Genomic DNA, 19,636 nt, shown 5'->3' on the forward strand with positions numbered 1-19,636 from the left:
CATGGCCAAGTTTTTTATCGATCGCCCGATTTTCGCGTGGGTGCTTGCCATCATCCTGATGCTCGCGGGCCTCGCGTCGATCTCGACGCTGCCGGTCGCGCAATATCCGACGGTCGCGCCACCCAGCATCCAGATTACGGCGACGTATCCCGGTGCATCGGCGCAGACGGTCGAGAACACAGTCACGCAGGTGGTCGAGCAGCAGATGAACGGGCTCGACCATCTGCTCTACATTTCGTCCACCTCCGATGACTTCGGCACGGCCACCATCACGCTGACCTTCGCGGCGGGCACCAACCCCGACATCGCGCAGGTGCAGGTGCAAAACAAGCTGCAACTGGCGACACCGAACTTGCCGCAGATCGTGCAGCAACTCGGGTTGTCGGTTTCGAAGTCGAGCAACAGCTTCCTGCTCGTGCTCGCGTTCGTCTCCGAAGACGGCAGCATGAGCCGCAACGATCTCTCCAACTACGTCGCGTCGCATTTGCAGGACCCCATCAGCCGAGTCAACGGCGTGGGCACGGTGAGCCTGTTCGGCACGCAGTACGCCATGCGCGTCTGGCTAGATCCAAACAAACTCAGCAACTTCCAGCTCACACCGGTCGACGTGCAGAACGCGCTCAAGGCGCAGAACGTGCAAGTCTCGGGCGGCCAGCTAGGCGGCACGCCTGCGGTGCCCGGCCAATCAATGCAGGCCACGATCACCGAAGCTACTTTGCTGCGCACGCCCGACCAGTTCGGCAACGTGCTTCTGAAGGTGAATCAGGACGGCTCGCAGGTGCGGGTGAAGGACGTGGCGAAGGTGGGTCTCGGCGGCGAGAACTACAACTTCGAGACGCAGTACAACGGTTCTCCGGCGGCGGGCTTCGGTATCAATCTGGCGACTGGCGCGAACGCGCTGGCGACGGCGGACGCGGTGCGCGCGAAGGTACAGGAGCTGTCGAAGTACTTCCCGCCCGGTCTCGTCGTAAAGTATCCGTACGACACGACGCCGTTCGTGCGCCAGTCGATCTCCGACGTGGTGAAGACGCTCATCGAGGCCATCGTGCTGGTGTTCCTCGTGATGTATCTGTTCTTGCAGAACATCCGCGCCACGCTCATTCCGACCATCGCGGTGCCGGTGGTGCTGCTCGGCACTTTCGGCGTGATGGCGGCGGTGGGTTTTTCCATCAACACGCTATCGATGTTCGGCATCGTGCTCGCCATCGGCTTGCTGGTGGACGACGCGATCGTGGTCGTCGAAAACGTCGAGCGCGTGATGAGCGAGGAAGGGCTTTCGCCGAAGGAAGCCACGCGCAAGGCCATGGGCCAGATCACCGGCGCGCTGGTGGGCGTGGCGCTCGTGCTGTCGGCGGTGTTCGTGCCGGTGGCGTTCTCGGGCGGCTCGGTCGGGGCGATCTATCGCCAGTTCTCGCTGACCATCGTCTCGGCAATGGTGCTCTCCGTGCTGACCGCGATGATCCTCACGCCGGCCTTGTGCGCGACCATCCTGAAGCCCTTGCCGCAAGGTCACGAGGAAAAGACCACGGGTTTCTTCGGCTGGTTCAATCGGACCTTTAACAAGGGCCGCGACAAGTATCAGGTCGGCGTTGCGCGTGTGATTCGTCGCTCGGGGCGCTTCCTCGTGTTATACCTCGCGGTCATCGCGGTGGTTGGCCTCTTGTTCACCAAGCTGCCGAAAGCGTTCCTGCCCGACGAAGATCAGGGCACGATGTTCGTGCTCGTGTCCACGCCCGCCGGTTCCACGCAGGAAATGACCCAGCGCGCGCTGAACGACGTGGCCAACTATCTTTTGAAGAAAGAAAGCGGGATCGTCGAGTCCGTCTTCACGGTCAACGGCTACAGCTTCGCGGGCCGTGGCCAGAACTCCGGCCTCGTGTTCGTGCGCATGAAGGACTTCGCCAAGCGCCAGAGCGCGGACGAAAAAGTGCAGGCGCTCGTCGGCCGAACTTTCGGACAGTTCGCGGGCTATCGCAATGCGCTCGTATTTCCGGTGAATCCGCCGTCGATTCCCGAACTCGGCACCGCGTCGGGCTTCGACTTCGAACTGGAGGATCGTGGCGGCGTGGGCCACGAAAAGCTGATGGAAGCGCGCGGCATGCTGCTCGGTCTGGCCGCGAAAGATCCGTCGCTTGCGCAGGTGCGCCCGAACGGCTTGAACGATACGCCGCAGTTCAAGGTCGACATCGACCGCGAGAAGGCGCTTGCGCAAGGCGTGTCGGCGTCCGATATCGACCAGACGTTTTCGATCGCCTGGGCGTCTTCGTTCGTCAACAACTTCCTTGATGTCGACAGCCGGATCAAGAAGGTGTATCTGCAGGGCGACGCGCCGTTCCGCATGTCACCCGACAACATCAATAGCTGGTACGTGCGCAACAACGCCGGTTCGATGGTGCCGTTTTCGTCGTTCGCGACCGGCCGATGGAGTTTCGGCTCGCCAAAGCTCGAACGCTACAACGGCAATTCGTCAGTCGAAATCCAGGGCATGGCCGCGCCGGGCCGCTCCACGGGCCAAGCCATGCAGGCCATCGAAGCCATCGCCGCGAAGTTGCCGGCAGGCATTGGCTACGAATGGACGGGTTTGTCGTTCCAGCAAATTCAATCCGGTTCGCAGGCGCCGGTTCTGTACGGCATTTCGATCCTCGTGGTGTTTCTGTGTCTCGCGGCGCTCTATGAAAGCTGGTCGATCCCGTTCTCCGTGATCATGGTCGTGCCGCTCGGCGTGGTCGGCGCGTTGCTTGCCGTCACCTTGCGTGGACTCGAAAACGACGTGTACTTCCAGGTCGGTCTTCTGACCACGGTGGGCCTGTCGGCGAAGAACGCCATTCTGATCGTCGAGTTCGCGCGCGACTTGCAGATCTCCGAAAAGATCGGACCGATCGAGGCCGCGCTCGAAGCCGCGCGTCTGCGTCTGCGTCCCATCCTGATGACCTCGCTCGCCTTCATTCTCGGTACCTTGCCGCTCGCAATCAGCAATGGCGCGGGCTCGGCGAGTCAGCACGCCATTGGCACCGGTGTGATCGGCGGCATGGTGACCGCGACGTTCCTCGCCATCTTCATGGTCCCGATGTTCTTCGTCGTCGTGCGCGCGCGCTTCGGCGGCGACAAGGAAGACGCGGACGCCGCGATCGCGCATTACGAACGGCAACGTGCCAATGCCTCGCACGGCGAGGGAAAGGGCAACAGCAACAGCAACGGCAACGGCACGGGCAAGCAGGGACATTGAGATGCGTAGATTTTCTTTGATTGCAGCAGCCGTGTCCGTGATCGCGACCGGCTGTACGATGGCGCCGAAATACGAGCGCCCCTTGCCGCCAGTCGCAGCGAGCTTTCCGACAGGCGGTGTGTACGAGACGCAACCGCCGGGGGCGCACAATGCAAACGGCGTGTCCGCGGCCGACACTGGCTGGCGCAATTTCTTCGTCGATGCGCGTTTGCAGCAGCTTATCGATATCGCATTGAAGAACAATCGCGATCTGCGCGTCGCCGTGCTCAACGTGCAGGCGGCGCAAGCGCAGTACCGTGTCGTGCGTTCGGAACTGTTTCCGACTATCGGCGCGCAAGCGGGCCAGTCGAAGCAGCGCACGCCGAAAGATCTGTCGTTTCTCGATCAGACGATCTCGAATCAGTATTCGGTCGGGTTGAACGGCGCATGGGAGATCGATCTGTTCGGCCGCGTGCAGAGTCTCAGGAATCAGGCGCTCGCGAAGTATCTTGCAACGGCGTACGCACGCAAGGCAGCGGAGTTATCGCTCGTGTCCCAGGTGGCGACACAGTATCTGCAAGTGCTGGAGGCTGACGACCTGCTTCAAGTCACGCAACAGACGCTCAAGACCGCGCGCGATTCATACGGTATCAACAAGCTCAAGTTCGATAACGGTACGGCATCGGAACTGGAACTGAGTCAGTCGCAGACCGTGGTCGAAAGCGCGGCGGCCAATTTCCAGGCGCAGGAGCGCGCACGCGCGCAAGCCGTCAATGCGCTCGTGCTGTTGCTCGGCGAGCCGATGCCCGCCGAGATGACGGGCGGCATGCCGCTCGACGATCAGCACCTGTTGACCGATATTCCGGCGGGTGTGCCGTCGGATCTGCTGACGCGCCGTCCGGACATCATGGAGGCCGAGCAGAATTTATTGGCGGCGAACGCGAACATCGGCGCGGCGCGCGCGGCGTTCTTCCCGAGCATTTCGCTCACCGGCAGTTTCGGCACGCTGAGTCCGTCGCTCGGCGGGTTGTTCAAGCCGGGTTCGGCAGCATGGAGTTTCGCGCCGACCATCACGCTGCCGATCTTCGAAGGCGGTCAGAACATGGCCAATCTCGATCTGGCGAACGTGCAGAAGAAGATCGAGATTGCGCAGTACGAGAGGGCCATTCAGTCGGCCTTCCGCGAAGTCGCCGATGGGCTCGCGGCCCGCGGCACTTACGATCAGCAAATCGCGGCGCTCACGCGCGAAGTGAGCGCACAGCAGCGGCGTCTCGATCTTTCGACATTGCGCTACAAGCAGGGCGTCGATAGCTATCTCGGCGTGCTCGAAGCGCAGCAGGATCTGTATTCGACACAGCAGATGCTGATCACGGCGCGCACTGAACGTTTGTCTAATCTGGTGAGCTTGTATCAGGCGCTCGGCGGCGGATGGATCGAGCATACGGGAGACATGCCGCGCGAGGCGGATGCGCCGGTTGCGGCATCGGCGGGTTGAGATCGTGCGAAACAGCGCCCGCTGTTCTTGCGCGACGTAAAAAAACGCCGCGGCTTACACCGCGGCGCTCAACGCAAGCACTACAGGAATCTGCTCTTACTGCGCTTCACTCGCATGAGCCGCGTCGAACTCGTGTGCGGCCTCGCGAATCTCGCGGCGCGCATCGCGCTCCTTGCGCACGCCGTTGAACACGATATTCAGAATCACCGCCGACACCGAAGCGAGCAAGATGCCGCTGTGAAGAATCGGCTCCAGCGCATGTGGCAGTTGCGTGAAGAACTTCGGTGCGACCACCGGCACCATTCCCATACCCACGCTCACCGCGACGATGAACAGGTTGTGATGGTTCGTCGAGAAGTCCACGCGCGACAGCGTCTTGATGCCATTCGCCGCGACCATGCCGAACATCACGATGCCCGCGCCGCCAAGCACGAACGGCGGCACCGAAGCGACCACTTGCGCCATCTTCGGAAAGAGGCCGAGCACGACCAGAATCACGCCACCGGTCGCGCAGACGAAGCGGCTCTTCACGCCCGTCACGCCGATCAGCCCGACGTTCTGCGAGAACGACGTATGCGGGAACGAGTTGAACACGCCGCCGATCAGCGTGCCGAGGCCATCGACACGCAGGCCGCGCACGAGCGCTTTCTGATCCACCGGACGATCGACGAGATCGCCGACCGCGAGAAACATGCCGGTCGACTCGATGAAGGTCACGAACATGACGATGACCATGGTCGCCACCGACAGCGCGTCGAAGTGCGGCAAGCCGAAGTGGAACGGCAGCACGACGCCGCCCCACGGGGCGTGCGCGACGCCGTCCATGTTGACGCGGCCGAGCATGGCGGCGATCACGAAGCCCGCGACAATGCCGAGCAACACCGAAATATTGGCGATGAAGCCGCGCGCGAACTTGTTGATGAGCAAAATCAGCGAAAGCACGACGAGCGACAGCAGCAGATAAACGGGATTGCCGTAGTCGGGATTGCCCACACCGCCCGCCGCCCAGTTGATGCCCACGCCCATCAGCGACAAGCCGATCACCGCGATCACCGTGCCGACCACGACGGGCGGGAAGAAACGCAGGAGTTTGCCGATCATCGGCGCGAGCACGATGCCGATCACGCCGGCCGCGATGGTCGAGCCGAACACATCGAGAATGCCGAGCGAAGGATTGGTGCCGATGGCGACCATCGGGCCGACTGCGGCGAAGGTACAACCCATGATGACCGGCAAGCGGATGCCAAAGATCCAGAGACCGAGCGTCTGGATCAGCGTGGCGACGCCGCATGAAAACAGATCGGCGCTGATGAGGAACGCGATCTGATCCTTGGACAGATTCATCGCGGCGCCGAGAATCAGCGGCACCGCAACCGCGCCCGCGTACATCACGAGAACGTGCTGGATGCCAAGTGTCAGTAACTGTCCTGTCGGCAAACGCTCGTCCACCGGATGCACCTTGTTCGAAGCCATGTCTCTCTCCTTGTATGCCTTGGCATTTGTGTGGCCTCCACGGTAAGTGCATCAAAATGCGCGAACAAGACCACGGGACGCTATACGCCGCGTTCGCACGCCGATATATATTTAGCGCGCCCGGATCGTTTGCGTTTCGCGGAAGTCCTTGCTACAAGGGGTTTGGCGGTTATCGAAGCAGAACCGTCGTGTGACGAAAGGCCGCCATCTTCGTGTGCTCGTTATGATGTTCATGGCGGCGCGCGTATAGTCCGTTTTTCATGCTCGTCGCGTATTGGCGGGGTTAACCCGCGATTTACGCGTTTTCCCTTACTCCTTCCGAAGCACGAAATCCCATGCGTTTCTTAGGCATCGATCTCGGTACGGGTTCGCTGAAACTGGCCATCATCGATGAACGCGGCCACGAGGTCGCCATGACGAGCCGTGCCTATTCGGTCACGAGCGCACATCCCGGCTGGGCTGAAACTTCCGTCGATACCTGGTACGCCGCGCTCGCCGATGCCGCCGCGCATCTTCCTGTCGACGAACGTCAGGCGGTGCGCGCGATCGGCTTCTCCGGTCAGATGCATGGCGTCGTTCCCGCCGATGCCAACGGCCGCGCGTTGCGCCCCGCGATGCTCTGGCCGGACACGCGCGCGAGCCATCTGCTCGATGCGTGGTCCGAGCCGCAGCAAAACCCCGTCGCGCCGGGCATGGCCGGTCCGCTGTTGCGCTGGCTCGTCGCGCATGAAAGCACGCTTGTCCCGCAGATGCGCTGGGCGTTGCAGCCGAAGGACTGGCTGCGCGCGCGTCTGGGCGGCGCGTTCGTGACGGATGCATCGGATGCATGCGCCACGGCGCTCGCCGCGCCATCGGGCGAATGGGACGATGCGCTCATCGACAAGCTGGGTTTGCAGCGCGCGTGGTTCGCACCGCTCGCGGCATCGCATGCAACGGCGGGCACGCTGTCGGCGGCAGCGGCGGCCGAACTGGGCTTGCGCGCGGGCATTCCGCTCGCCGTCGGCGCGGGCGATACGCCATGCGCCGCGCTCGGCAGCGGCCTCACCGCCGACGGCGACGCGCTTCTCACCACGGGCACCGGCGGCCAGATCATCGTGATGTGCGACGCCGCGCCCGCACCCGTGCACGGACTGCATACGTATCGAGCGGCGAGCGGCGCGTGGTATCGCATGGCGGCCATGCAGAATGTTGGCGTCGCGCTCGAAGCGGTGCGCGGCTGGCTTGGTTATGCATCGTGGCCGGCCGCTTACGACGACGCTTTCGCCGCCGACCCGAGCGTCTCCGTCACCTTCCTGCCGTACCTGAGCGGCGAGCGCTCGCCGTGGATGAACCCGGCAGCGCGCGGCGGCTGGCTCGGTCTCGGTCTCAACGATTCGCGCGGCACGTTGATGCGCGCCGCCTTCGAAGGCGTGACGTTCGCATTGCGTGCGGGACTCGATGCCATCAGACAGCACGGCACGCCGCTGACTTCGTTGCGGCTTGCGGGCGGCGGTTCCATCGATGCACGCTGGCGTCAATTGCTCGCGGATTCCCTGCAAGCCGAACTCCATGCCGTCGATTGCCCGAACGCGGCAACGCGCGGTGCGGCGATGCTCGGCGGCATCGCGGCGGGGCACTTTCGTATCGACGAGATTCACGCGCTCGCGCCATCCGCGACACGGGTCGCGATTCCGCAAACGAACCCCGCACTCGATACGCGGTATGCGCGCTTCATCGATCTGTACCAGCGCGCGCATGACTGGTTTTGAGCGTGGGCGCTCGGGGCATCGGCTACGCAAAGTGCCATGTCTAGAGCGAACCCACGCCGACCCCGCGCCGCGTTTTTCTTTTACCGCTTAAACTTTGCGCTCGACCGAAGTTCGCGCCGTCCGGTTCATGAAGAACCGCTTCATATGAGCTGCCCCTGACCACATCGAAATCAGCCATGTCCGCATCCGCACCGTCGCAACCCGCTTTCCGCTCGCGCGAATTCCTGCTCGATCACGCGCTGCACACGATGATCTTCTATCACCCGCACTGTCTCGATCCGAACGGCGGGTTCTATCACTACTACAAGAACAACGGCACGATCTACGACCGCAAGTCGCGGCATCTCGTGTCGAGCACGCGCTTCGTCTTCAACTACGCGATGGCGCACAAGCACTTCGGCCTCGACGAATATCGCGGCGGCGTGAAGCACGGCATCGACTATCTGCGCGAGTTTCACTACAACCCGCAAACGGGCGGCTACGCGTGGACGCTCTCCGGCCGCGACGTCACCGATGCGACGAATCATTGTTATGGCCTTGCGTTCGTCGTGCTTGCGTATGCGAAGGCGATCGAAGCGGGTTTCGACGAAGCACGCGCCTATCTCGACGAAACCTGGCAACTGATGGAGACGCACTTTTGGGACGCCGCCCACGGCTTGTACAAGGACGAAGCGAGCGCCGACTGGAAGGTGTCGGACTATCGCGGCCAGAACGCCAACATGCACACGTGCGAAGCGTTTCTCGCCGCCTTCGAGGCGACCGGCGAAGCGCGCTATCTCGACCGCGCGGCGCTCCTCGCCGACAACATGGTGAACCGTCAGGCAGCGCTTGCGGGCGGGCTCGTGTGGGAGCACTACAAGCCGGACTGGTCTGTCGACTGGGATTACAACAAGGGCGATCGCAGCAACATCTTCAGGCCTTGGGGTTTTCAGCCGGGACATCAGACCGAATGGGCGAAGCTGCTGATGATTCTCGACCGGCATCGTCCGGAAGCGTGGCATGTCACGCGTGCGCGTGAGCTTTTCGATCGCGCGATGGAACTGTCATGGGACGACGAGCACGGCGGCATGGTCTACGGCTTCGATCCCGACGGCAAGTTCTACGACGAGGACAAGTACTTCTGGGTGCAGGCGGAATCGTTCGCGGCCGCGGCCTTGCTCGCGGATCGCGCCGAACGCGATGGCGACAGCGCCGCCGCGACGCGCTACTGGAACGATTACGACCGTTTGTGGACCTATAGCTGGGCGCATTTCGTCGATCACAAGTACGGCGCGTGGTATCGCATCCTCACGCGCGATAACCGCCAGTACAACGACGAGAAAAGCCCCGCCGGCAAGACCGACTATCACACGATGGGCGCATGCTACGAAGCGCTGAACGTGATCCGCTAATTCCTATCAAACGACATCAGGAGCCTTGAACGATGAAGACCAAAGCAGCAATCGCATGGGAAGCAGGCAAGCCGCTCACCATCGAGGAAGTCGATCTCGAAGGCCCGCGCGCGGGCGAAGTGCTGATCGAAGTGAAAGCGACGGGCATTTGCCACACCGACTACTACACGCTCTCGGGCGCCGACCCCGAAGGCCTGTTCCCCGCGATTCTCGGCCACGAAGGCGCAGGCGTGATCGTGGATGTCGGGCCGGGCGTCGGCACGCTGAAGAAGGGCGACCACGTCATTCCGCTCTATACGCCGGAATGCCGTCAGTGCAAATTCTGCCTCTCGCGCAAGACCAATCTTTGTCAGGCAATTCGCGCGACGCAGGGCAAGGGCTTGATGCCCGATGCGACCTCGCGCTTTTCCATCGACGGCAAGCCGCTCTTTCACTACATGGGCACGTCGACGTTTTCGAACTACATCGTGGTGCCGGAGATCGCCGTCGCAAAGGTGCGTGAGGACGCGCCTTTCGACAAGATTTGCTACATCGGCTGCGGCGTGACGACGGGCGTGGGCGCGGTCGTGTATTCGGCGAAGGTCGAAGCGGGCGCGAACGTCGTCGTGTTCGGGCTGGGCGGCATCGGCCTGAACGTGATCCAGGGCGCGAAGATGGTGGGCGCGGACAAGATTATCGGTGTCGATATCAATCCGGGGCGCGTGGAGCTTGCGAAGAAGTTCGGCATGACCCACTTCATCAACCCGAACGAAGTGGAGAACGTGGTCGACCATATCGTGCAACTCACCGATGGCGGCGCGGACTATTCCTTCGAATGCGTGGGCAATGTGAAGCTGATGCGTCAGGCGCTCGAATGCACGCACAAGGGCTGGGGACAGTCGTTCATCATCGGCGTGGCGGCGGCGGGACAGGAGATCAGCACGCGGCCGTTCCAGCTCGTGACCGGGCGCGAATGGAAGGGCTCGGCATTCGGCGGCGCGCGTGGACGCACGGATGTGCCGAAGATCGTCGATTGGTACATGGAAGGCAAGATCAATATCGACGATCTGATTACGCACCATTTGCCGCTTGAACGTATTAACGAAGGCTTCGACCTGATGAAGAAGGGCGAATCCATTCGTTCCGTCGTGATCTATTGAGAGAGGATGCAGCCATGCTCGAACTCGTCGAAGAACACCGTTGTTTCGATGGCGTGCAGCGTATTTACCGGCATCAGTCGGACGTGATTGGCCTGCCGATGCGCTTTTCGGTTTTTCTGCCCGCGCAGGCTGCCCATTCGCGCGTGCCGGCGTTGTTTTATCTTGCCGGCCTGACTTGTACCGAAGAGACGTTTCCCATCAAGGGCGGTGCGCAACGTTACGCCGCCGAGCATGGCATTGCATTGATTTCGCCGGATACGAGCCCGCGAGGAGCGGGTATTCCGGGCGAATCCGATGCGTGGGATTTTGGCGTTGGCGCGGGTTTTTATGTCGATGCGACGGTGGCGCCTTGGGCCGAGCGGTATCGGATGTATTCGTATGTGACGCAGGAGTTGCGTGAGCTGGTTTTGCGAGAGCTGCCGTTGCGCGAGGACCGGATTGGCATTTTCGGGCACTCGATGGGTGGGCATGGTGCGCTCGTGCTCGCGTTGCGTAATCCTGATCTTTATCGCTCGGTGTCGGCGTTTGCGCCAATTGCCGCGCCGTCTTTGTGTCCCTGGGGCGTTAAGGCTTTCTCCGGATATCTTGGTGATAATCGCGAAGCGTGGAAGCTATACGATGCCAGCGAACTCGTTATCGGCGATGCGGCTTCGCGTTTCGATGGCGGGATCTTGATCGATCAAGGACTTGCGGATCAGTTTCTCGACGGGCAGCTTTTTCCGGATGTTTTCGAGCGGAATGCTCGGGAGGCGGGGCATCGAGGGGTCGTCTTGCGTAAGCACGATGGGTACGATCATGGATACTTTTTTATTTCCACGTTCGTGGGGGAGCATGTTGCGCATCATGCGCGGGTTTTGTGCAAGTGATTTTTTTAGGTTTCGGCTGGTTTCGGTTTTTGTATTCGGTTGGGGCGCTTTTTTCTTCGGGGAAGTTGCTCTGGTTTCTTGCGGTTCTTTGCAGTAGCCGCCTGCCCGGCGGAGGGGTTACTTTCTTTGCTGCTGCAAAGAAAGTAACCAAAGAAAGCAGCTTTGGAACCGGCTTCTGAAGCACAACTGGTTCCTCGCTATTTCCCACAAACCCTTTGAGCACTTCCCATTGTTCGCGCTTGTGGTTAATCAATTATTAGGTATGCGGCGTTTTTGACTTCGCTGTGTAGTGGTCTAATGAATCCGGACGCTGATTTAGGCGAGAATGATCGCCATGAAGAGGTGTCTGATGAGCAAGCAACGACGTACGTTTTCCCCGGAGTTCAAACAGCAAGCCGCCGGTCTGGTGTGGTGCGGCCCAATATCGGTAAGCGTGGCCCAAGCATCGAATGTCGCATCGGACAAGTCCGAATGTTGACGGAACCGTTCCAGCACACACGCATATAACTTCTTGAATCTGCGGAATATACAGCGGTTCCTACAGAATCCCGCTCAGTTCATTGCCTAATAGCAGCAATTTATTGCGTCACAATGGCCCGTGGTCGAAAAAGTAATTTCGTCGTCCTTTCGAACACGAGGCAACGCAAGACATGGCTGCAACCGATTTTCTGACGGCGATCAAAGATCGCAACGCATGGCTTTCCCAGCACCTCTCATTGACTGTCGCAGGACTTAAGGTCCCGGTCCGTCCGCTGGAATACACCATCACGGAAGCGATGAACGAGTTGTTCGAACTCGATATCCTCATCTATTCCGACGATCAGACGCTCGATGGCGTCCATTTTCTCGGCAAGAACGTGTCCTTCGTCGTCGAGGAGCGCGCGGCGCTGAAGTACCTCGACACCGCATCGCGTCACGCGCGGACCTTGCACGGCGTAGTCCGTGAATTCACGCACCAGAGTTCAAGCAACGATGGTGCGCAATTCCGTCTGAAGATCGCGCCACGTGTGTCCTTACTCGATCTGACGAAGACGTCAAACGTCTTTTTACAGAAGACGCTCAAGGACATTTTCTACGAGCTATTGGTCGATCGTGAACATCTCTTTCCGCATGATATCGAGTTGAATTTTGAGGGCGTCGATCAGCGCTACGATCAACTGCTGATGCACGAGGAAAGTGTTCTTGAATTTTTCCGACGTCAGTGCTTACGGCATGGGCTGTATTGGTACTTCAGGCACGCTCCGCTCGACAGTAAAACCCATCGCGATACGCTCGTGGTGGATAACCGTGCGAACGGTTACATGCGTTCGATCGACGTGCCCTACATCCGTCCCAATGGTCTGGACGGCGAGTTTCACGAAGCGCTGCTGAGCATCAAGCGCAGGCAGACGCTGCTGCCTGAAAGCGTCGAGTTGCGCGATCACAACTATCGGACGCCCAATGCGCCGGTGTCCGCGATCGCGTATGTGGATCGAGGCGACAAAACGCTCCATGGCCAAATCGATCGGAGCAGCGAGCATTTTCATACTCCGGAAGAGGCGCAGGCGCTCACCAAAGTTCGTGCGCAGGACATTGCTTCGAAGCAGGTCATCCACACTGGCACGACGAACATCGCCGGGCTGTATCCGGGCTGGGTGCTGACGACCACCAACCACAAGTTGCCGAAAGCGCCTTATGGTCTGGTGATCGTCAAGCTCAAGACGACGGGTTCGCTCTCCAAGCCGGTTCTGAACGAATTCGAAGCCACGCCTGCGGACAAGATATGGCGGCCCGAGTACGTCCCCGAGCGCGACTGGAAATGGATGAACGGCTCGATCATCGCGACGATCGAATCGAGCGCCGAGGGTAGCCCGTACCCGGATTTAGACCAGCATGGTCGATATCTTGTCCGGTTCCACTTCCATCATGGCGCGGGCAAGTCGGGATCGAACAGCATGCGGCTACGGCTGATGACGCCGTCGGCCTCGCGCGAAGGCGGGTTTCATGCGCCCTTGCTACCCGGAACGGAAGTCAGAATTTTTTTCACAAATTCTGATATCGACAGGCCCTATATAGGATTCGCCGCCTTCGACTATTCACACACGAATCACGTTCACGGGCTTGAGGGCTGGAACTCGCGTTCGGTGTGGCGCTCGGCGCTGCTCGCCAACAAGGTGCGCTTCGAGGACTTCAAAGGCCGCGAAGGCGTGAAGCTGGCGACGATCTATCAGAAGTCGTCGGTGAGCATGGGCTATCTGGTGGACAACCAGAAGCAGCTTCGCGGTGAAGGCGTCGAAATTCACACGCAGGGCCACGCGACCATTCACGGATCGAAGGGGCTGTTCTTTTCTGCCGACGCGTTGTCGAGTCCGAATGCGCCGCATCTGGAGATGAACGCCGCGCTGAAGGAACTGCAATCGGCGTTGACGCGCGTGACGTCGCTGGTTCGGGCGACGACGCAGGCGAAGGCCGAGCCTGCTGATCGTGATACGCAGGCAAGCTTGATGGACACGCTCGATCAACTCAAAAGCGCTGGCCTGCTCGCGAGCGCGCCGGGCGGCATGGCCTTCGTGACGCCGCGCTCGGTGCAGCAGGCGGCGGGCGACAACGTGATCGTCAATGCGGGCAAGCACGTCGATATCAGTGCGGTGAGGCGCTTCACGGTCGCTGCGGGCGAATTGATTTCGCTGTGCGCGCAGAAGCTGGGCATGAAGCTGTTCGCAAAAGGCCCGGTGGATATTCAGGCTCACGACAGCACGCTGAACCTTTATGCCGACCAGCAATTGCACGTCTCCAGCGCCAACGCGGATGTGCTCGTCAACGGCAAAACCAAGGCCGTCCTCGCCTGCGGCGGCGCGGCGATCAAGATCGAGAACGGCAGCATCGAATTGGTCTGTCCGGGGGATTTCAAGATCAAGGCGGCGTCGTTCACGTTTGAGGGGCCGCAGAGCCTGAATCCGCCGCTGCCGAATTTACCCAAGAGCGATTTCAAGCTCGCAGAAACTTATATTCAATCTCGCTAAAACATGATTATCAGCCCCCCGTTCCTTCCGGCTGAAGGCCTCACCGTGCCCGCCGAGAAGTGGAAGACCGATCCGATGATGGATGTGGTGGATAAGTTCGAGCTGACCTATAGCGGCGTCTTTCCGATTGCCTCGGATCGTCGCTGGCATTGCGGCATGCATCTGGTGCCTGATTGCGGACTTGGCCAGAAAGAGCCGGTGCGCGCGATTGCTGATGGCGAGGTCGTGGCGTATCGCGTGGCGCAGAATGCAGTATCGGATGGGCAGAAGAAGTCCGATGGCACCAATGCGCTGAACAGCAATACGGGCTTCGTGCTACTCAAACATACGACCGACACGGGCGAAGGTCGCACAATCACGTTTTATTCGCTGTACATGCACCTGCTCGACATCGTGGGCATGCAGGGGCTTGTGCCGCAGCTGCAGCCAAGCCAGGCTCCGCAAAACAGCTCACCCAACGCGCTGCCTAAGTGGCTGCTCGCCGAGACCGAAGGCGTTCAACCCGGCGGGAGCAAAAAGGTGTATCGCAAGGATCAGCTCGGCTATGTCGGGAAGTATCACAACGAGACGCATCTGCACTTCGAGATCTTCATGACCGAGGCGGATTTCACGGCGTGGTTTGAGCAGAATGGTCATAAGGTGGCACTGGGAGAGTCGCACCCGGAGACGCCAGCGTCAAAGGACTATTGGGGGCATACGTACTTCGTCATCCCTGAGAAATCCGCATTCGTCAGCGTGCCTCCGGGAATGGCAAGCCTGAACACTGGAGGACACACCCCAAAGCCATTTTTTCCGGCGCTGAATGAGGGCGTCTTGGGCGATGGCAATACGCTGTATGTCCAGACGTATTTCAGTCGCGGCGAGCGGTTCATGCGCGCGTGGATCGATCGGGGCGATGGTACGCTGGTCGCGCTTACGCCGGATGAGCCGATCAAGGATAAGTTCGACGAATACGAGTATCAGTTATACGAACGTGCCACGAAGCTTTACGGAACGTGTCCGAGCGATGGCTACGAGATGCTGCGCTTCGGGCGGATTCTGAGTACGGATACGCCCTCGCTGTCGGCAGAGGCACAGGCGACGTGGCTGGCTGTGCCGTTCGATCAGGGCAAGGTCGGATATATCAATGTGGATCAGCATACGGTGAAGAAACTGTCGGATGCGGATTTCCCGTTCTTTATGGACTGGCAGAAGATCGAGGACGGCAATACGCCTTTTGATCAGGCTGGTCTGTGCGGAATGACGAGCTATGCCGGATCACCGGCGTGAGCGATCTGCAGTCGCCTGATGCGGCTACGCTTCAGGAATTCAGTAAAGAGGAGAGCCTGAAATCGTACGTACAGGGACAGGCGGCGGTACGCGCCAAGCTAAAGGGCTTTATCTGTCACGCGAAGAGCGAGTGGGACGCGAGTAACAATGAAGCTCGATACGGCGGCTTAAAAGAGCCGGAGGGGTTCTTTGGAAAGCGCAAGGATGTCGATCCTGACGGGTACACGCGTTTCATCGAGTTTGTGGAGCAGTCGCAGTTCATGGGGCAAGTGCAGGTGCAGTCGGGTGAGGACAACAAGCTTTGGTTCTTCCATCCGCTTGCGTTTATTCGGCACTTTAGGAAGTGTGGGTGGTTGAGTGCGAATGAATTCAAACGGATTTATTCCGACAACCATTATCCGAGAAATGTCCGCCCCAGCGGAGAAGAGTTGCGGTCTACATATCTAACGCCGCTAAACCTCGCGACAAGGAAGTTTGTCCTTGCAACCCCCTCGCGATTAGCACATTTTTTGGGGCAAGGTGCTGTCGAGAGTGCATGGCTGATGTCAATGCAAGAAACAAGCATGCTAGGAACTGTCACCGCGGGCGCGCTTCACGGTGCCGCAATTAATCCAGCCTCGAAAATATCAGAATCCGATCTCGGGCATTGGTACGGACAAGTGCCGTCAGAAGAAGATCTCTGGTTTAAATCTGAGAAATTCAATAGCCACGGTGGCAGGATAGCGGGTAGCTACGACTGGAAAAATGGAAACTGTGACAAGGATGATGCTCAAAAATTTCGCGGGCGTGGATTTAAGCAACTTACAGGCAGGAGCAATTACGCAAGTTACTGGCTGTTTCGGGGCTGGATTACGCGTTCTTCATTTACGGATTCATGGTGGAATGATGCAGCATTCAGGCGGCATGATCGAAACGGCATGACAAAAACTCCAGCGAATGTTGAGGACCCACATAGAGTCGCCTTTATCGAAAATTGCATCGATAGCGGAGCATTCTATATACGTGTTGAGCGGCCAAAAGTGGTGAAAGAAATTGATCGCGATACTTTGCGTGCTGCGAGTAACGATCAAGAAAGAAATAGTGAACGAGAGATTTCTAGAGCAGTCACCTATGCGATCAATGGTGGCTACATTGATGACGCGCGTAGATTAGAATATACGCATGCAGCAAAGGAGATTATTTGTGACTAGGAAGTATATTCTTTTATTGTTAATCGGATTCTTGTCGCTAAGTTCGGGTTCGATAATGGCGGAAGGCCAGTATGAGGTTCAAGGCGACGCCATTCGATTATTCAATCACGCTACTACTACTCAGTTGTGTAAATTGGACGCACCAGCTATTTATGCAACAGAAACTTACGACGAGGCTGCAATCATTGTCTCCGGTCGCGGATATGTAGAAAAAAAAGATCTTGAAGATTGCTCCGATAATAAAAAAATACATGTACATAATATTCCGGGACATGTTGGTGTTCTAACAGATGTCAATGTTGAGCAAAAGCTCTACGTTGCGCTGGATTTTGTGACAGTGCAGCCCTATACATGGCTGGCGACCATTGCTAAGCTTGGTACGTCAAAAAATTTAGTCTCTCTCCGTGGCGCTTATATTCCCAGGCAGTCGCTTTCCAATATGATGAAGTTTTCATTTGGAGGCAGTGGTGATGCCGGTAGTTCTATCATTTCCTTAGATGGTAAATTTGTTGCACCGAACGGAGACGTTGGTTGCGAGGAAAACTCTTACCCAGGTGTTTGGGACATATTAAAAAATGAGCGGGTTGTCACTGACAGTAGTGCATGTAGTTCATTATTTGGCAAAAAACCTAAATGAGGTATGCGTCGTCCTTCAACGAAAGGTGAACAAAAAGCAAGAGGATTCGGCGATGCTTGAGTAATTTTCGTCAGCAGCACATATATCGATTGATGAATCTTGTTGATGGACTTAGTCAAAATAGAAGTGCTTGCCTCAACAGCGTAGAGATTATTCAGCGGATAACGTAGGTTTCGTCAATCGACTTGTCAACCGTGGCCCGAATGGTTACAACGAAAGACAGGCTTATGCAGTGTTTATGCTGAACCAATTATGGGATGCGATGCCTGACTTCTTCCCTGAGTTGCTGACGCCCGCTCACCGCTCGGCAATAAAGCCGGATCTGACTCGCACAAAGAACTAAATCGAAAATATTAAAACTTTTTACGTTTGTTCTATGGTTTTTTTTGACCGGACCAACTGTCGCAGCGGACCAGTACAAGAATTTTCGTGTGGCTCCTTCTGTGACGACGTCCATTTATCGTGTCGATAGCTCAGTAAAAGTTAAGATTTCGGAGGTAGGTAAAAAAGAACGGTATCAAGTATTGACATTTGATACCGAAAGCACGCTGCATCTGGCTGTAGCGGACTATGCTTTTAACGGGACGAAGGGCTTTTCCGTGTGGTATCTGGACGAAGGAATGGGTAAAGACACGATCTCAATGGTGTTTCTATTCTCATTGAAACAACATCGATTCGTCGAAATTCGGCCCGCTTGTGGGGACGACTTTGTTAACCTTCAAATTGACAACGTCAGACGTGAATTGGTTAGCACGTATCACGAAAGAAACGAAGCCGTGCTGTGTCGAACAAAGTCTAAAAAGCTCAGCCCACAATGAAATCCCCGATCCGCTACGGCGACAGAATCGAACACAGCGGCGCAGTCACGAGCGACTCGCCGTTCAGCGTATTCATGCAGCTGAATTCACGGATTGGCTACCACCCGAAGGGGATCTAGTCGTCACAACACCAAGACACAAGAGGGTAAAAATAGATCTTTCGAAGCCTTAATTTCCTACAATATTTTTATGCGTCCAAAAACAATTAAAGACACGTTATTTTTTGCGGCTCTGCTTGCTTGCTCAGCTTCTGCTTTCTCAGCGAGCCCAAACAGTAGCGGCGATGCTTTTTCGCAATGTATGGCTCGCACGAGTAACGATAGGCTAACCTGTGGTTCTGGATGCGGAATGATTTTGCATCAGTGCTACGAGGAGGGGGTATCCGAATTGAATCGGAATTCCGAAAAAATTGTTTTGCAGATAAATAATGTCAGTTCCTCATGCGTAACGGTTGCGAAGGATTATCTGAGTATATTTTCGCAAGCATCCGAACGTATGAAAAAGGAAGCAGCGGATCAACCAGGTTGGTTGGAAGATGAGCTAGATTTACATTTCGCAAAACAACAGCTAGCCACACTTAAGCTGCTCTTGAAAGAGTGTAGATAAGAATCATGCGTTGTCCCCCTTCCTTACGGCCGAAGGCCTTACCATGCCTGCTGACAAGTGGAAAACCGATCTGATGATGGATGTGGTGGATAAGTTCGAGCTGACCTATAGCGGCGTCTTTCCGATTGCCTCGGATCGTCGCTGGCATTGCGGCATGCACCTAGTGCCTGATTGCGGACTTGGCCAGAAAGAGCCGGTGCGCGCGATTGCTGATGGCGAGGTCGTGGCGTATCGCGTGGCGCAGAATGCAGTATCGGATGGGCAGAAGAAGTCTGATGGCACCGATGCGGGTCTCCTCCGACGTCTGTCCCGTTCTTTCACAAATAACTATCGGTTATGTGCCGCAGATTCCTTAGCCTGCTCTCCCTATATATTTCCGTGCCGGGTCTCGCTAATGCCGAACCTAAGCTTCCTGCCGCGCGGGAAGAATCGCACTATGGCACATGCTTTGAATCGATTTCAGACGGTATGAAAACGGTTCACGGTGTGGACTATGAGGCAGATGAGAATATCTTCCAGCAAGAAGTAACTTATGGCAATGATCAGATAATTCTCACGGGTGATCGTACTTCGGGTACAAATTCCTCACGGACAATTTTTGAGGGACGCGCTGGTGGGAGTTGGTGCGTCGTACTTACGTCACCGCCTGTTGCCAGTCTCTCTCCGGTGAGCCCACGTAGTATGACAGCAGAGCCGATACGATGGAAAACATCGACGCAGGCATCACCTGGCTATCCGGAAACTCACGTAATCTATGTTGGGAGTCAAGCGAGTCACATTTATAAGCCATCGCAATG

The 19,636-nt window shown here is 57.8% G+C and carries 15 protein-coding genes; 14 read left to right on the plus strand and 1 reads right to left on the minus strand.

Annotated features, from left to right (window positions below):
• Position 1: 1 nt before the first annotated feature.
• Positions 2 to 3,226 (plus strand): efflux RND transporter permease subunit, encoded by a 3,225-nt coding sequence (locus QCE79_RS02385; RefSeq protein WP_250491850.1) that lies wholly within the window; start codon positions 2 to 4, stop codon positions 3,224 to 3,226.
• A 1-nt stretch (position 3,227) separates the two neighbouring features.
• Positions 3,228 to 4,700 carry an efflux transporter outer membrane subunit gene (locus tag QCE79_RS02390; protein ID WP_309841555.1) on the plus strand — a complete coding sequence of 491 codons (1,473 nt, stop codon included), beginning with the start codon at positions 3,228 to 3,230 and terminating at the stop codon, positions 4,698 to 4,700.
• A 96-nt stretch (positions 4,701 to 4,796) separates the two neighbouring features.
• On the opposite strand, the gene QCE79_RS02395 is transcribed toward QCE79_RS02390, so the two are convergent.
• The gene (locus tag QCE79_RS02395; RefSeq protein WP_309841559.1) at positions 4,797 to 6,173 is read right to left on the minus strand and encodes a nucleobase:cation symporter-2 family protein; all 1,377 of its coding nucleotides are present in this window, start codon (positions 6,171 to 6,173) and stop codon (positions 4,797 to 4,799) included.
• Between the two features lie 335 nt (positions 6,174 to 6,508).
• Between QCE79_RS02395 and QCE79_RS02400 the strand changes: the two genes are divergently transcribed.
• From QCE79_RS02400 to QCE79_RS02455, 12 genes are all read left to right on the plus strand, one after another.
• Positions 6,509 to 7,921 carry an FGGY family carbohydrate kinase gene (locus QCE79_RS02400; protein ID WP_309841563.1) on the plus strand — a complete coding sequence of 471 codons (1,413 nt, stop codon included), beginning with the start codon at positions 6,509 to 6,511 and terminating at the stop codon, positions 7,919 to 7,921.
• A gap of 176 nt (positions 7,922 to 8,097) precedes the next feature.
• Complete coding sequence (locus tag QCE79_RS02405; RefSeq protein WP_309841566.1) at positions 8,098 to 9,312, plus strand: AGE family epimerase/isomerase; 1,215 nt, start codon at positions 8,098 to 8,100, stop codon at positions 9,310 to 9,312.
• A gap of 32 nt (positions 9,313 to 9,344) precedes the next feature.
• Positions 9,345 to 10,451: an S-(hydroxymethyl)glutathione dehydrogenase/class III alcohol dehydrogenase gene (locus QCE79_RS02410; protein WP_244827166.1), complete on the plus strand. Its 1,107-nt coding sequence runs from the start codon at positions 9,345 to 9,347 to the stop codon at positions 10,449 to 10,451.
• A gap of 14 nt (positions 10,452 to 10,465) precedes the next feature.
• Entirely contained in the window at positions 10,466 to 11,317 is an 852-nt protein-coding gene (fghA, locus tag QCE79_RS02415; protein WP_250463361.1) for an S-formylglutathione hydrolase, read from the plus strand.
• Complete coding sequence (locus QCE79_RS02420) at positions 11,308 to 11,496, plus strand: hypothetical protein (RefSeq protein ID WP_309841572.1); 189 nt, start codon at positions 11,308 to 11,310, stop codon at positions 11,494 to 11,496. The genes fghA and QCE79_RS02420 overlap by 10 nt, the downstream gene beginning before the upstream one ends.
• Before the next feature lie 471 nt (positions 11,497 to 11,967).
• Positions 11,968 to 14,319, plus strand: coding sequence for a type VI secretion system tip protein VgrG (locus QCE79_RS02425; RefSeq protein ID WP_309841574.1), 2,352 nt, complete (start codon positions 11,968 to 11,970; stop codon positions 14,317 to 14,319).
• 3 nt (positions 14,320 to 14,322) lie between these two features.
• Positions 14,323 to 15,588, plus strand: a complete 1,266-nt coding sequence (locus QCE79_RS02430; protein ID WP_309841576.1) for a M23 family metallopeptidase — start codon at positions 14,323 to 14,325, stop codon at positions 15,586 to 15,588.
• A complete protein-coding gene (locus tag QCE79_RS02435) occupies positions 15,585 to 16,778 on the plus strand; it encodes a hypothetical protein (RefSeq protein WP_309841578.1) in 1,194 nt (397 codons plus the stop codon). Before QCE79_RS02430 ends, QCE79_RS02435 begins: the two co-directional genes overlap by 4 nt.
• Entirely contained in the window at positions 16,771 to 17,415 is a 645-nt protein-coding gene (locus tag QCE79_RS02440) for a hypothetical protein (RefSeq protein WP_309841580.1), read from the plus strand. The genes QCE79_RS02435 and QCE79_RS02440 overlap by 8 nt, the downstream gene beginning before the upstream one ends.
• A 431-nt stretch (positions 17,416 to 17,846) precedes the next feature.
• Positions 17,847 to 18,233, plus strand: a complete 387-nt coding sequence (locus tag QCE79_RS02445) for a hypothetical protein (RefSeq protein WP_309841581.1) — start codon at positions 17,847 to 17,849, stop codon at positions 18,231 to 18,233.
• A 93-nt stretch (positions 18,234 to 18,326) separates the two neighbouring features.
• Entirely contained in the window at positions 18,327 to 18,839 is a 513-nt protein-coding gene (locus QCE79_RS02450; RefSeq protein ID WP_309841583.1) for a hypothetical protein, read from the plus strand.
• A 43-nt stretch (positions 18,840 to 18,882) separates the two neighbouring features.
• Positions 18,883 to 19,311: a hypothetical protein gene (locus tag QCE79_RS02455; RefSeq protein WP_309841584.1), complete on the plus strand. Its 429-nt coding sequence runs from the start codon at positions 18,883 to 18,885 to the stop codon at positions 19,309 to 19,311.
• Positions 19,312 to 19,636 lie beyond the last annotated feature (325 nt).

The sequence above is a fragment of the Caballeronia sp. LZ003 genome (genome assembly GCF_031451465.1).
Taxonomy (GTDB): Bacteria; Pseudomonadota; Gammaproteobacteria; order Burkholderiales; family Burkholderiaceae; genus Caballeronia.